The 13,311-nt window shown below is 70.4% G+C and carries 14 protein-coding genes; 7 read left to right on the top strand and 7 right to left on the bottom strand.

The window, feature by feature from the left end; translation table 11 throughout:
- Positions 1 to 126: 126 nt before the first annotated feature.
- Complete coding sequence (gene yddG / locus EDC22_RS06240; protein ID WP_132806000.1) at positions 127 to 1,050, top strand: aromatic amino acid exporter YddG; 924 nt, start codon at positions 127 to 129, stop codon at positions 1,048 to 1,050.
- 75 nt (positions 1,051 to 1,125) lie between these two features.
- Here yddG and EDC22_RS06235 read toward each other — a convergent pair whose 3' ends face one another.
- Positions 1,126 to 1,557, bottom strand: coding sequence for a cupin domain-containing protein (locus EDC22_RS06235; RefSeq protein WP_425385514.1), 432 nt, complete (start codon positions 1,555 to 1,557; stop codon positions 1,126 to 1,128).
- Entirely contained in the window at positions 1,557 to 2,327 is a 771-nt protein-coding gene (gloB, locus tag EDC22_RS06230) for a hydroxyacylglutathione hydrolase (RefSeq protein WP_132805760.1), read from the bottom strand. Before gloB ends, EDC22_RS06235 begins: the two co-directional genes overlap by 1 nt.
- Positions 2,328 to 2,433: 106 nt before the next feature.
- On the opposite strand from gloB, the gene EDC22_RS06225 reads away from it, so the two are divergent.
- The 4 genes from EDC22_RS06225 to EDC22_RS06210 all read left to right on the top strand — a co-directional run bounded on the left by EDC22_RS06225 (position 2,434) and on the right by EDC22_RS06210 (position 7,040).
- On the top strand, positions 2,434 to 3,189 hold the full coding sequence (locus EDC22_RS06225; RefSeq protein ID WP_132805759.1) for a class I SAM-dependent methyltransferase: 756 nt from the start codon (positions 2,434 to 2,436) through the stop codon (positions 3,187 to 3,189).
- A 233-nt stretch (positions 3,190 to 3,422) separates the two neighbouring features.
- Positions 3,423 to 3,770, top strand: a complete 348-nt coding sequence (locus EDC22_RS06220; RefSeq protein ID WP_132805758.1) for a TraR/DksA family transcriptional regulator — start codon at positions 3,423 to 3,425, stop codon at positions 3,768 to 3,770.
- Between the two features lie 49 nt (positions 3,771 to 3,819).
- Positions 3,820 to 6,315 carry a Lon protease family protein gene (locus tag EDC22_RS06215; RefSeq protein ID WP_207903716.1) on the top strand — a complete coding sequence of 832 codons (2,496 nt, stop codon included), beginning with the start codon at positions 3,820 to 3,822 and terminating at the stop codon, positions 6,313 to 6,315.
- Entirely contained in the window at positions 6,312 to 7,040 is a 729-nt protein-coding gene (locus EDC22_RS06210; protein WP_132805757.1) for a hypothetical protein, read from the top strand. The genes EDC22_RS06215 and EDC22_RS06210 overlap by 4 nt, the downstream gene beginning before the upstream one ends.
- 114 nt (positions 7,041 to 7,154) lie before the next feature.
- Here the strand turns inward: EDC22_RS06210 and EDC22_RS06205 are convergent, their stop codons facing one another.
- Positions 7,155 to 7,640 carry a cyclic nucleotide-binding domain-containing protein gene (locus tag EDC22_RS06205; protein ID WP_132805756.1) on the bottom strand — a complete coding sequence of 162 codons (486 nt, stop codon included), beginning with the start codon at positions 7,638 to 7,640 and terminating at the stop codon, positions 7,155 to 7,157.
- Positions 7,637 to 8,350, bottom strand: a complete 714-nt coding sequence (locus EDC22_RS06200) for a response regulator transcription factor (RefSeq protein WP_132805755.1) — start codon at positions 8,348 to 8,350, stop codon at positions 7,637 to 7,639. Before EDC22_RS06200 ends, EDC22_RS06205 begins: the two co-directional genes overlap by 4 nt.
- 134 nt (positions 8,351 to 8,484) lie before the next feature.
- Between EDC22_RS06200 and EDC22_RS06195 the strand changes: the two genes are divergently transcribed.
- Positions 8,485 to 9,006: a L,D-transpeptidase family protein gene (locus EDC22_RS06195; protein ID WP_132805754.1), complete on the top strand. Its 522-nt coding sequence runs from the start codon at positions 8,485 to 8,487 to the stop codon at positions 9,004 to 9,006.
- A gap of 4 nt (positions 9,007 to 9,010) precedes the next feature.
- Here the strand turns inward: EDC22_RS06195 and htpG are convergent, their stop codons facing one another.
- Entirely contained in the window at positions 9,011 to 10,936 is a 1,926-nt protein-coding gene (gene htpG / locus EDC22_RS06190; RefSeq protein ID WP_132805753.1) for a molecular chaperone HtpG, read from the bottom strand.
- Between the two features lie 439 nt (positions 10,937 to 11,375).
- On the opposite strand from htpG, the gene EDC22_RS06185 reads away from it, so the two are divergent.
- Entirely contained in the window at positions 11,376 to 11,756 is a 381-nt protein-coding gene (locus EDC22_RS06185; RefSeq protein ID WP_245499656.1) for a DUF2794 domain-containing protein, read from the top strand.
- Positions 11,757 to 11,896: 140 nt separating this feature from the next.
- On the opposite strand, the gene EDC22_RS06180 is transcribed toward EDC22_RS06185, so the two are convergent.
- Together EDC22_RS06180 and EDC22_RS06175 are read right to left on the bottom strand one after the other, a co-directional pair.
- Positions 11,897 to 12,439, bottom strand: coding sequence for a GNAT family N-acetyltransferase (locus EDC22_RS06180; protein ID WP_132805752.1), 543 nt, complete (start codon positions 12,437 to 12,439; stop codon positions 11,897 to 11,899).
- Positions 12,440 to 12,523: 84 nt separating this feature from the next.
- On the bottom strand, positions 12,524 to 13,276 hold the full coding sequence (locus tag EDC22_RS06175; RefSeq protein ID WP_132805751.1) for a Bax inhibitor-1/YccA family protein: 753 nt from the start codon (positions 13,274 to 13,276) through the stop codon (positions 12,524 to 12,526).
- Positions 13,277 to 13,311: the final 35 nt, after the last annotated feature.

The following is a 13,311-nucleotide window of genomic DNA, read 5'->3' as shown; positions in this document are numbered from 1 at the left end:
CGTCTGCGTCGGGGCGGGCGACGAGACGGCAAGCTGCCGCGGATCATCGATGCCGTGACCGGATGACCCGGTCCGGCGCGGCGCCCCGCTTGCGCGGGACTGCCGTCTGTGGCACTCGGCGGCGCCATGGATGCCGCCCCGACCACCGCAACAGCCAGAACCCCCGCCGATGCCGGCCGCCGGCTGAGGGCGACGCTGATCGGCTTCACTGCCGTGCTGATGTGGTCGCTTCTGGCGCTGTTCACGGCCGCCAGCGGCGCCGTCCCGCCCTTCCAGCTCGCCGCGATGTGCTTCCTGATCGGCGGGTCGATCGGGCTGGTGCGCTGGATCGCGGTGCCGGCCGCGCGGGCGAGCCTCAGGCAGCCTGCCGCTGTCTGGGCGCTCGGGATCGGCGGGCTGTTCGGCTATCACTTCTTCTACTTCACCGCGCTGAGGAACGCGCCGGCGGTCGAAGCCGGGCTGATCGCCTATCTGTGGCCGCTGCTGATCGTCCTGTTCTCCGCGCTGCTGCCCGGCGAACGGCTGCGGCCGCATCACGTCGCGGGCGGACTGCTCGGACTTGCCGGTGCGGCGCTGATCGTCACCAAGGGGCGCGGCTTCGAGCTGGAGGCGCGCTACGCCCTCGGCTATGCCGCCGCCCTCGTCTGCGCGCTGACCTGGTCGGCCTACTCGGTTGCCTCACGGCGCTTCGCTGCCGTGCCGACCGATGTCGTGACAGGCTTCTGTCTTGCCACCGCCGCCCTGTCGGCCGTCTGCCACCTGGCCCTCGAGACCACCGTCTGGCCGGCGGATGTGCGCGAATGGCTGGCGGTTGCAGCACTCGGCTTGCTGCCGGTCGGCGCGGCCTTCTATGTGTGGGACTACGGTGTCAAGCACGGCGACATCCAGGTGCTGGGCGCAAGCTCCTATGCTGCGCCGCTGCTGTCGACGGGCATCCTGATCGCGGCGGGCTTCGCCGAGCCGAGTTGGCTGATCCTCGTCGCCTGTCTGCTGATCACCGGCGGGGCAGCGCTGGCGGCGAAGGACATGATTCGCCGGCCGCGCGGCTGACAACCCGATCCGCTGCAGCGAGAGCTGCCCGCCACCTGCTGCGGATGGCCCGGGCGGTCGCCCCTGCAGCCCCGCTCAGCCGCCGCCGGGCCTCCAGCCGACGGGCGCCATCTCGAACCCCGCAAACTCAAAGCCGGGCGCCACGGTGCAGCCGACCAGCGTCCAGTCGCCGAGGCTGCGCGCCGACTGCCAGGCATGCGCCGGCACGACCGCCTGCGGCCGCGCGCCGACGGCGAAATCGAGGCCGAGCAGGTACCGCTCGACGCGCTCGCCGTCGACGGATACCGACAGTTCGAGGAGCGCCCCGGCATGGTAGTGCCAGATCTCGCCGGAATCGACCCGGTGCCAGTGAGACACCTCGCCGGCGGCGAGCAGATAGTAGATCGCCGTCGCATGCGCCCGGCCGGACGGACCGGGCCCGTCGCGCCACGTCTCGCGGTAGTGCCCACCCTCCGGATGCGGGATGAGCTGGAGCCGGCGGATGATGTCCTCTGCCGTCTGCTGCATCAGAATCGGTCCTTGCGGGCGCGGATCTCGGCAAAGACCTCGGCCGGATCCGCATCCGGCAGGCCGACGGCGGACTTCACTGCATCGACATCGGCGCGCAGGAACGGGTTCGTGTCGCGCTCCACGCCGATCGTGGTCGGCAGGGTCGGTTCGCCCTTCGCGCGCTTGCGCTCGATCTCCGCCATGCGCGCCTTCAGGGCCGCGTTGTCCGGCTCGATGGTCAGAGCGAAGCGGCCGTTCGACAGGGTGTATTCGTGTCCGCAATAGACATGGGTCTCCGGGGGCAGATCGCGCAGCGTCTCGAGCGAGGTCCACATCTCGGCCATGGTGCCCTCGAACACGCGGCCGCAGCCGAGCGCGAACAGGGTGTCCCCGGCAAACAGCACCGCCGGACCGGGGAACCACCAGGCGATGTGGCCCCTGGTGTGGCCGGGCGTATCGAGGATTCGTGCCTCGTAGCGCCCGAACCGGAAGGTGTCGCCGCCGCCAACCGTCTCGTCGATCTCCGGCACCTTTGCCGCCTCGCCGCGCGGTCCCACCACCCGGCAGCCGTGCTTGGCCTTGAGCGTGGCGATCGCCTGGGTATGGTCGGCATGGTGATGCGTCACCAGGATATGGGTCAGCGTCCAGCCGTTCTCGGTCAGTGCCGCCTCGATCGGCGCAGCCTCGGGCGCATCGATCGATGCGGTGACGCCCGAAGCGTCATCGTGGATCAGCACGCCGTAGTTGTCGCTCAGGCAGGGAAACATGCGGATGTCGAAACCGTGCATGGACCGTCTCCGCTGGTCATTCGACTGGTCGGCCGCCGTCGGCCGGAGCCATGGCGCTACCTAACATCCCTTGTGAAGCCCGGCCAACCCCGGCAGGTTTGGTGGCATGCACACCGATGTCGCCGATCTGAGGGATTTCTATGCCAGCGGCCTCGGCCAGGTGGCGCGACGGCTCATCGTGCACCGGCTGCGCCGCCTGTGGCCGGATGTCGGCGGCATGACCGTCGTCGGTCTCGGCTTCGCCGGGCCGTATCTCGGCGTGTTCCGCGACGAATGCGCGCGCATGATCGCCTTCATGCCGGCGGGACAGGGGGTCATGCACTGGCCGGCCGAGGGCCCGGTCGCCTCGTGCCTGGTCGACGAGGCCGAGCTGCCGATGGGCGACGGCACGATCGACCGGCTGCTGCTGACCCACAGTCTCGAATTCGCCGAGGACCCGCGCGGCGTGCTGCACGAGGCCTGGCGGGTGGTGGCGCCGGGCGGGCGGCTCGTCGTCGTGGTGCCGAACCGGCGCGGGCTGTGGGCGCGCTTCGAGCATACGCCGTTCGGTCATGGTCGCCCCTACAGCCGCTCGCAGCTCAGCCGGCTGCTGCGCGGCGCCGCGTTCCTGCCGGCAGCCTGGGAGGAGGCGCTGTGGGTCCCGCCATTCCGCGGCCGCTTCCTGATCCGCTCGGCGGCGGCGTGGGAACGGGCGGGAACTTTGATTCCCGCGATGCCGCCCGGCGTTCTGCTGGTGGAGGCCCTCAAGCAGGTGCACGCCCCGATCCCGGCACAGCCGGTGCGGGCGCGCCGTCGGCTGGTGCCGGCACTCTCCGGCGATCCGGTGCCGGCCAGACGCCTCGCCCATCGCGATGGCCTGTGATCGAACCACGCATCAGCGCCGCAACGGCCGGCGCCCGCCGTCCGTCGGCGGGTCGCAGCCAGCCAGCCCGGCCGGGCCCGGCCTGATGCTTGATGGAGCCTCCCGATCGGTGCAATCTCGCTGGCGGTGTCCGGTGACGGGCTGCTGGACCCGGCCCTGTCGTCCTGATCGGGCATGGGCCGGCGGCGACGTCGGCGGTTGGGGCGCGGGAATGAGCCGGAGAGGCCGAAACGATGGAGCAGACCCGGAGCGCGCGGTACCGCAGCCTCGTCGAGGCCGAGATCGCCGAACTCGAGGCGTTGCGCCGGCAGAGCGCCGAGGACCGCGCGCCGGTCGCGCTCGACCAGCAGAGCGTCGGACGGCTCGCCCGGATGGATGCGATGCAGGTGCAGGCGATGGCACTTGCCGCGGAACGCCGGCGGGCGGCCCGGCTCGATCGGCTGCACCGCGTGTTGCAGCGGATCGAGGACGGCGAATTCGGCTGGTGCGACTCCTGCGGCGAGGAGATCCCCGACGGCCGGCTCGAGGTCGATCCCTCCGCGCAGCTGTGTGTCGCCTGCGCGCGGGCGCAGGAGCGGTAATGATGCCGCCGCGGGCGATGGGTCCGTCGGCGCAACCCGGGAGCGGCGAATGCAGGATGGGATGACCGGGGCCAGGGCTGTGGTCCCGGCCGATCGGCTGCGGCGACGCTGCGACCCGGACGGGCTCGGCTTTCAGACCACCGCCGACCTCGAGCCGCTCGACGGCTTCCTCGGTCAGGCGCGGGCACTGGAGGCGTTGAGCTTCGGCGCCGAGATCGAGCGGCCGGGCTTCAACCTGTTCGTGCTGGGGGTGCCGGGGTCCGGTCGGCATACGGCGGTGACCAGCTTTCTCGGCCAGATGGCGGCGCGCAAGCCGCCGCCGCGCGACTGGGTCTACGTCAACAATTTCGACGAGCCGCAACGGCCGCTGGCGCTCGGCCTGCCGACCGGCCTCGGCCCGCGCCTGCGCGAAGGCATGGCCGAGGCGGTGCGCGATCTTGCCGATGCGCTGCCGGCTGTGTTCGACAGTGACGAGTACCGGCGTCGGCGGCGCGCCATCGACGAGGCCTTCGAGGAACGGCAGGAGAAGCTGTTCGCCGATCTCGGCGCCCGCGCCGAAGCACGCGGCATCGCCGTGCTGCGGACGCCGGTCGGCTTCGCGCTTGCGCCGATGCGCGACGGCAAGGTCGTCAAGCCGGAGGTGTTCAACGCCTGGCCCGCCGAGGAGCGACGGGCGAGCCAGACGGCGATCGCCGAACTGCAGGAGGACCTGCGCACCGTGCTCGAGGAGACGACCCGGCTCGACCGTACGCGGCGCCGTGAGGTGCGCGAGCTCGACCAGGAATTCGCCGCCGTCGCGGTCGACCAGGCGCTGGCCGAGGTGCGACAGGCCTTCGAGAGTGACCGCCAGGTGGCCGACTGGATCGGCTGGGCGCGCGACGACATGATCGAGACCGCGCCGGCGATGCTGGCGGGTCTCGTCACCGAGGACGGCTCCGCCCAGCGCCCGCGCAATCCCGACACCACGCCGTTCCGCCGCTACATGGTCAACGTGCTGGTGTCCGGCGGCGAGGCGGGCGGCGCCTCTCCCGTGGTGCGCGAGGACAACCCGACCTTGCCCAACCTGGTCGGACGGATCGAGCACCTGCCGCAGATGGGGACGCTGGTCACCGACTTCATGCTGATCCGCGCCGGCGCGTTGCATCGGGCGAACGGCGGCTATCTGCTGATCGACGCGCGCAAGATCCTGACGGAGCCGATGGCCTGGGATGCGCTGAAGCGGGCGCTGCGCAACGGTCGCATCGAGATCGAATCGCTGGCCGAGCGCCTGTCGCTGATGTCGACGGTATCGCTCGAGCCGGAGCCGATCCCGTTCTCGGCGAAGGTGGTGCTGTTTGGCGAACGCTTCGTCTACCACCTGCTGTGCCAACTCGACAGCGACTTCCCGGAGGTGTTCAAGGTCGCGGTCGACTTCGACGAGACGGCGCCCTGGACCGACGCGACCGTCGCCGATTTCGCCCGGCTGATGGCGGCCATTGCCCGTCGCGAGGAGATGTTGCCATTCGACCGGACCGGCGTCGCCCGCGTCGTCGAACATGCCGGCCGGATCGCGGCCGATACCCAGCGCCTGTCGGTCCGGCTCGGGCGGATCGCCGACCTGATGCGCGAGGCCGATCACCGCGCCCGCGCCGAGGCGGCGGCGGCGGTCGGCGCGGGCCATGTCGCCGCGGCGGAGGCAGCACGACTGCGGCGGCTCGATCGGCCGCGCGAACTGAGCCGCGAGGCGGTGCGGCGCGGCGTGATGCTGGTGGCGACCGACGGCAGCGCGGTCGGACAGGTCAATGGCCTCAGCGTGCTGCAGCTCGGCACCTATGCGTTCGGATCACCAAACCGCATCACCGCGCGGGTGCGGCTCGGCGCCGGCAAGCTCGTCGACATCGAACGCGAGACCGAACTCGGCGGCCCGATCCATTCGAAGGGCGTGATGATTCTCGCCGGCCTGCTCACCGCCCGCTACGCCCCGGACTGGCCGGTGTCGCTGACCGCGAGCCTCGTGTTCGAGCAGTCCTATGGCGGAGTCGAGGGCGACAGCGCCTCGGTGGCGGAGTTCTGTGCGCTCGCCTCGGCGATCGCCGGGATCCCGCTGCGCCAGGATCTCGCCGTTACCGGCTCGCTCAACCAGTACGGTGACGTGCAGCCGATCGGCGGCGTCAACGAGAAGGTCGAGGGCTTCTTCGAGGTCTGTGCCGGGCGCGGGCTGACCGGTCGGCAGGGTGTGATCGTGCCGGCCTCCAACGTCCAGCACCTGATGCTGAACGACGAGACGCTCGCTGCCTGCGCCGCGGGGCGCTTCACCGTCTATGCCATCGCACGGGTCGACGAGGCGCTGGAACTGCTCACCGGCAGGCCGGCCGGCGAGCGCGGGGAAGACGGCGCGTTTCCCGAAGGCAGCGTCAACCGGGCGATCGAGGACCGCCTGATCTGGCTGGCGCGCCGGCGCATCGCGCTGGGCGCCGAGAGTGCCGGTGCCGAGACCGGCCGGGACGGTGGCGCACGCAACGATGGAATGGTGGACGGCGGCGCAGGTCGAGGGCGACACGGATGAGGCCGGTCCGGCTGGTGCGCGTCGCCGCCTATGCCGGCGCCGAGGTGGAGCCGGGTCTGGCACTTGCCCGACGGCTGACGACGGGGTTCGGCGGCGGCTTCGCGGCGAGCCTGATCGAGGAGGCGGCGCTGGTCGATCTCGCGGCCCTGCCGGTCGGGGCAGAGATCGGCCATGTCACCCGGCACGCGCGCCCGGCCGATCCCGGCACGATGCTGGCCGAGCTCAGGCGCAGCCTCGGCCACGCCCGGCGGGCGCTGGTGCGGCTGGCGCAGGAACTGGGCGCGCCGCAGCCCACCGGTCCGCTGACCGTCGATCCGGCCGAACCGATCCTCAGCGCGGCACCGGACGAGATCCTGATCTGTCTGGCGCCGCCGCGTCGGTTCGCCGAGCCGCGCCTTGCTGCTGCGCTACTTGCCGCGGCTCGGAGGGCGGTGGCGGTGGCGGTCGCCGGCGGACCTGCCCGCAGCGGCCGCGTGATCGCCTTCACCGACCCCGGCACAACGGCGATCGAGCCGTTCCTCGCCAGGCTCGAAGCCGGTGCGGTCGAGACGCTGCCGTCCGAGCGCCTCGGCGGCGGCGTGGCGGCTATGCTGGCGGTGCGATATCAGGCGGGTCTGGTGGTAGTGGAGGCGGGCACCGGTCCGGCAGCGCAGGCGGCCGATCTTGCCGCGCTCCTGCGCAGGGCGGGCTGCCCGGTGCTCGTCGTCAACCCCGGCAGCGTCTGATTGTCGGGCACGCCCCAGCGCAGCGGGATCAGCGCGGCCACCGGCCGAGAGCAACGGCCGATCCGAGCGTGGCGAGGATGACGCCGATCCTGCCGGATCGCTGCTCCCGTCCGCTCATCGACGGGCGGCGGGGTCCGCCCCATCGACCGCCAGCAGCCGCGCGCGGGTGTGGCCGAGTTCGTCCATCAACGCGCGCAGCCGCAGCGACAGGGACGCGCGCATGCGCTCCGCCATCTCGGGATATTCCTGCAGCACCCGGCGCAGCAGCCGGCGTGTGATCGCATAGAGCTCGGTCGGTTCGATGATCTCCGCCGTCACCGGCCGGGTCGTCGGGCACAGCAGCGCCAGTTCGCCGATCAGCGCGCCCGGACCGGCAACCGCCACCTCCTCCGCGACGCCGCCGCGCTCCCTGACGAGGCGCACGGCTCCGGACAGCACCAGATAGCCCCCCTCGGCCTCGGCGCCCTCGCGGAACAGGATCGTGCCGGGCGGCAGGGTGTGCGGTTCGGCGGAAAAGGCGATCAGCCGGAGCTGCTCGACCGAGAAGTCGGCCAGCAGCGGAATGCTCTTCAGCAGCAGGACGTCGTGATCGAGCGTCACACCGTCTGGCTCCCGGCGGCGATGCGCGGCACCAGCTTGTAGCCGCCGCTCTCGGTGACCAGCAGCTCGGCATTGGAGGGATCGCGCTCGATCTTCTGGCGCAGGCGGTAGATATGGGTTTCGAGCGTGTGCGTGGTCACGCCGGCATTGTAGCCCCACACCTCGTGCAGCAGCACGTCGCGTGTCACCACCTTCTCGCCGGCGCGATAGAGATACTTGAGGATCGAGGTCTCCTTCTCCGTCAGCCGGATCTTCGAGCCCTTCTCGGTGAACAGCATCTTCAGCGCCGGCTTGAAGGTGTAGGGGCCGATGGCGAAGACCGCGTCCTCGCTCTGCTCGTGCTGGCGCAGCTGTGCGCGGATGCGGGCGAGCAGAACGGCGAAGCGGAACGGCTTGGTGACGTAGTCGTTGGCGCCCGATTCAAGGCCCAGAACGATGTCGGATTCGGAGTCCTGTGCGGTCAGCATGATGATCGGCGCCTTGAAGCCGTGCTTGCGCAGCACCTTGCAGGCCTCGCGGCCATCCATGTCGGGCAACCCGACGTCGAGGATGACGAGATCGGCGCCGTCCGTCTCGGCGGCCCGGATGCCGGCCCTTGCAGTCTCGACGCCGGTTGCCGAGAATTCCTCGTGCAGGGCGAGCTGCTCGATCAGCGCCTCGCGCAGATCAGCGTCGTCGTCGACGATCAGAATGCGTTTCGACGTGCTCATCCGGGACGCCTCCGAGTCTCGTTGTCGCGGTCCGTGCCGCCGGCACGGTCGTGCGGGTCCCCGAAGGATGTAGAACACGTTCCGCACGGTTCGCAAGGCGAACGGGGCGATCGCAGCGGGCGCGAGAGGTCACGATGACGGCACCGGCAGACGTGGTCAGGGTTCATGCCACCGGGGTCGCGCGCGGCCTGATGCAGGCCGGCGGGTGCGTGTGGCCCTGCGCGCTCGGGCGTTCGGGCCTGACGCGGCTGAAGCGCGAGGGCGACGGCGCGACGCCGCGCGGCAGCTTCGCGCTCGGCCCGGTCTACTACCGGCCGGATCGCGGACCGCCGCCGCGCACCGGGCTCGACGTGGTGGCGATCGATCCGCAACTCGGCTGGTGCGATGATCCGGCGCGCTGCGCCTACAATCGCCCGGTGCGCCTGCCGTTTGCCGGCAGTCACGAGCGGATGTGGCGCGAGGACGGGCTCTACGACTGGGTGGTGGTGATCGGTCACAACACGCAGCCGCCGCTGAGGCCGTTCGGCAGTGCCATCTTCCTGCATCTCGCCCGACCCGGCCTGCTGCCCACGGAGGGCTGCATCGCGCTGCGGCGCGCCGACATGGCGAAGCTGCTGCCGCGCCTCGGCCCCGGCACCCGGCTGGTCGTGGGATAGCGCGTCACGCCGCGCCGCGGGCAAGCAGCAGGCGGGTCAGGCGGGCGGCGAAGGCTGCGGGGTCGGACGGCGTCTCGCCGTCGAGGATGCAGGCCTCGTCGTAGAGCAGCCAGGCGGCATCGGCGAGCAGGGCCTTGTCGCCCGGCGCGGTCGCCTGGGCCGCCAAGTGGCGGATCAGCGGATGGCGCGGATTGAGCTCGAGGATCGGCGCCGAGCGGGTCACGGCCGCGCCGTCCTGGCGCGACAGCAGCCTCTCGAGCCGCCGGTCGAGCGTGCCGGCGCCGGCCACTAGGCAGACCGGGCTCTCGGCGAGCCGGTCGGAAGCCCGGACGTCCTTGACCGTCTCGCCCAGCGTCTGCCGGACGAAGGCGGCCAGCGTCGCGACCGCGGCCGGCGCGGCTGTGTCGTCGGCGTCGTCGGCCGGCGCAACCAGCGGAATCGCGGCGATGTCGGTATCGCCCTGGGAGACCGACCGGAACGGCTTGCCGTCGAAGCCCGCGGCAACGCGGACCCAGAAATGGTCGACAGGATCGGTGAGCAGCAGCACCTCGATGCCGCGGGCGCGGAAGCCTTCCAGATGCGGGCTCGCGGCGGCCTGCGCAGGGCTGTCGCCGGTCAGGTAGTAGATCGCGGTCTGGTTGGGCCGCAGTCCCGCCACGTAGTCCTTCAGCGAGCGCCAGCCGTCGGGGGCAACGGTCGAGCGGAAGCGGGCGAGGTCGAGCAGACTGTCGCGGCGCTCCAGATCCTCGTAGAGGCCCTCCTTCAGCACCGGACCGAAGGCGCTCCACACCTTGAGATAGGCCTCCGGATCCTTCTCGGCGAGCCTGGCGAGCTCGCTCAGCACGCGGTTGGTGACGGCCTTGCGGATCTGCGCCAGCATCGGGCTGTGCTGCAGCATCTCGCGGCTGAGGTTGAGCGGCAGGTCATCGGAATCGACGAGGCCGCGCACGAAGCGCAGATAGGCTGGCATCAGCTCGGCGTCGTCGGTGATGAACACGCGGCGCACATACAGCCGGATGCGCCCCTTGCGGTCCGGGTCGAACAGGTCGAACGGCTTCTCGGAGGGTACGAACAGCAGCACACGGTAGGCCTGGCGACCCTCCGCCGCGTAGTGGATGGTCAGCGCCGGCTCGTCCCAGGCTCCGGCGACATGCCGGTAGAAGTCACGGTAGTCGTCGGCCGTCAGCTCCGCCTTCGGCTTCAGCCAGAGCGCGCTGCCGTCGGCGATCTCGCGGCTGACCTCGCCCTCCTTCAGACGGATCGCTACCGGAACATGGGCGGAATGGGCGGCGACGATCGATTCCAGCCACTGCGGTTCGAGGAATTCCCGAGCGTCCTCCTTCAGATGGAGGGTGATTCGCGTGCCGCGCGCCGGCGCCTGCTCATCCGGCTCGATGGTGTAGGTGCCGCGCCCGTCGGAGCTCCATTTCCAGCCCTCCGGCGACCCGGCCCTGCGGCTAGAGACCTCGACGCGGTCGGCCACCATGAAGGCCGAGTAGAAGCCGATGCCGAACCGGCCGATCAGCGATTCGGCCGTACCGGGTTGCGTGTCGCCGGCGTTGCCCAGCGCCTCGGCGAAGGCGCGGGTGCCGGAGCGGGCGATCGTGCCGAGATTGCCGGCGAGTTCTTCGCGGCTCATGCCGATGCCGTTGTCGGAGACGGTGAGGGTGCCTGCCGCGGCATCGGGCGCCAGCGTGACCGCCAGCTGGGTGTCGCCGGCCAGCAGCGAATCGTCCTGCCGCGCCGCATAGCGCAACTTCTCGCAGGCATCGGCACCGTTCGAGATCAGTTCGCGCAGGAACACCTCGCGATCCGAATAGACCGCATGCACCATCAGATCGAGGATGCGGCCGACCTCGGCCTGAAAGGCATGGGTGCCGGCCGTCGCGGTCGCTGTCGCCGTGTCGCTGGTCGCCGTGTCGCTGGTCATTCTTATTCGCCCCGTTCGCGGTTACCGGTCTGCCGATGACGCCGGCAGGCGAGATAGGATGCCGGGGGCGGCGAGTTCAAGACCCCCGCTGACCTGTCGTCCCAACAGCAAAAAGGGCCGGAGAACCGGCCCGGACAGTTGCTGTTGGGGGATTGAACCACCAGTACTGCAAAAGGATGGGCCCGGTTCGGAGAAGTCCCCGGGGGGCTGGGGGGCTGGGTGTTCCGGAGCCTCCTCGAACCGGGCCTCGAGGCAACGATGATAAGGTGGATGGTCAATCTGGCGTGCCAAGGGCGCGAATCTGGCGGAAATGTGATTTCTCCGTGAGCTCCCCGACCGGACTTCGCGCCGTGCCGGTGAGGCCGGCGGACCCCTGCTTGACGCGGTCGTCGCTCCTTGACGATCATGTGACGGACAGCATCGCACATGGGAGGCGCCGTTGAGCGAAACGGAACCCATAGCCTTCCCCGGCGGCCGCGGCTTCACCCCGCACGCGGCCGCGCAGGAGGCGAGGACGGCCCCGCAGGTGTCGTTCGACCGTCAAGAACTGGGCGCCATCCTCAATGTCTATGGACGCATGGTGGCCGCGGGGGAATGGCGCGACTATGCGATCGACGCGCTGAAGGATCGGGCCGTGTTCTCGGTGTTCCGACGCTCCAGCGAAATGCCACTCTACAGGATCGAGAAGACGCCGCGGCTGTCGCGTCGCCAGGGGGCCTATTCGGTGGTCTCGGCTACCGGGCTGATCCTCAAGCGCGGCCACGATCTCGCCCGCGTGCTCAGGGTTCTCGACCGCAGAGTGCGGCTGGTGGAGGCATAGACCGCGGCCCGCCCCTGTCATCCCGTCCCGGTGCCGGCCGGCATCGGAGCGATTCTCGGCGACCGGCCCGCCGCAACGACCCCGGACCGCCGCTGACGCTGCGCCCACGATGAGGGAAAGGTCGCAGGCCCCGTCGGGGCCTACCGCCCCTCTGGGGGCGGCAGCGAATTGCCCGAGCCGAGCGCGCGCTGCATCAGGACCGTGGCCCGCCAGGCGCCATGCTTGTAGCCGACCGCCTGCAGCGTCCCGGCGTGCTCGAAGCCGAGGGCGCGGTGCAACGAGATCGAGCCGGCGCTGGCCTCGTCGCCGATCACGGCGACCATCTGCCGGAAGCCGCGCCTCTCCGATTCGCCGATCAGCTGCGAGAGCAGCGCCCGGCCGATGCCCTGCCCGCGGGCCTCGGCCGCGATGTAGACCGAATCCTCGACGGTGAAGCGGTAGGCTGGCCGCGGCCGGTAGGGACCAGCATAGGCATAACCGAGGACGAGGCCGTCGGCGTCGGCGACGAGGTAGGGGAAACCGCCGTCGTGCAGCGCCGCCATGCGCCGCGCCATCTCCGCCTCGCCGGGTGGATCAAGTTCAAAGCTCGCGGTGCCGTGCAGCACCGCATCGCCATAGATCGCAGCGATGACGGGCACGTCGGCCCGGGTGGCAGGCCTGATCGAGAAGGGTCTCGAGGACATGTCGGTGTGTTGCCGGGGGGCAGCCGACACGACAAGGCCCCGGCCGGTGGCCGGGGCCTCGCAACGGTCAGCGATGCCAGGCTGCTACTCGCGGTTGCCGAACAGCTGCAGCAGCATCACGAACAGGTTGATGAAGTCCAGATACAGGCGCAGCGCGCCCATGATCGCCTTGCGGCCGGAGACGGTGCCGTCGTCATTGGCGTCATACATCTCCTTGATCTGCTGGGTGTCGTAGGCGGTGAGGCCGGCGAACACCAGCACGCCGATCACCGAGACGGCGAACTGCAGCGCCGAGGAGCCGATGAACAGGTTGACGATCGAGGCGATGATGATGCCGATCAGTCCCATGAACAGGAACGAGCCCCAGCCGCTCAGGTCCTTCTTCGTCGTGTAGCCATAGAGGCTCAGCGCGCCGAACGAGGCAGCGGTGATGAAGAACACCCGGGCGATGCTGGTGCCGGTGAACACCAGGAAGATCGACGAAAGCGACAGGCCCATCAGCGCGGCGAAGACCCAGAAGGCCATCTGCGCGCCGGACTGGCTCATCGAGCCGATCCGGGCCGACAGCAGGAAGACCATCGCCAGCGGCGCGAAGATGATGACCCACTTCAGCGCGCTGACATAGATCGCCTCGCCGAAAGCGGTCAGCTGGCCCGTTGCGTCGATCGCCATCGAGAAGGCGCCGAACGCCACCAGCCCGGTAACCGCAAGGCCGATCGCCATGTAGTTGTAGACCTGCAGCATGTAGGCGCGCAGGCCCTCGTCATAGACACCGATATCGGCGCGCGAGGCACCCACGCCATAGGGGCGGGCTGCCTGTCTGTCGAATTCCGCCATGGGACTCCCCTCGGATTGCTCTGAAACCTCGCGAG

This window comes from Tepidamorphus gemmatus, assembly GCF_004346195.1.
Lineage (GTDB): Bacteria > Pseudomonadota > Alphaproteobacteria > Rhizobiales > Tepidamorphaceae > Tepidamorphus > Tepidamorphus gemmatus.
The sequence above is the reverse complement of the archived record's forward strand: the minus strand, read 5'-3'. Positions and strand labels throughout refer to the sequence as shown.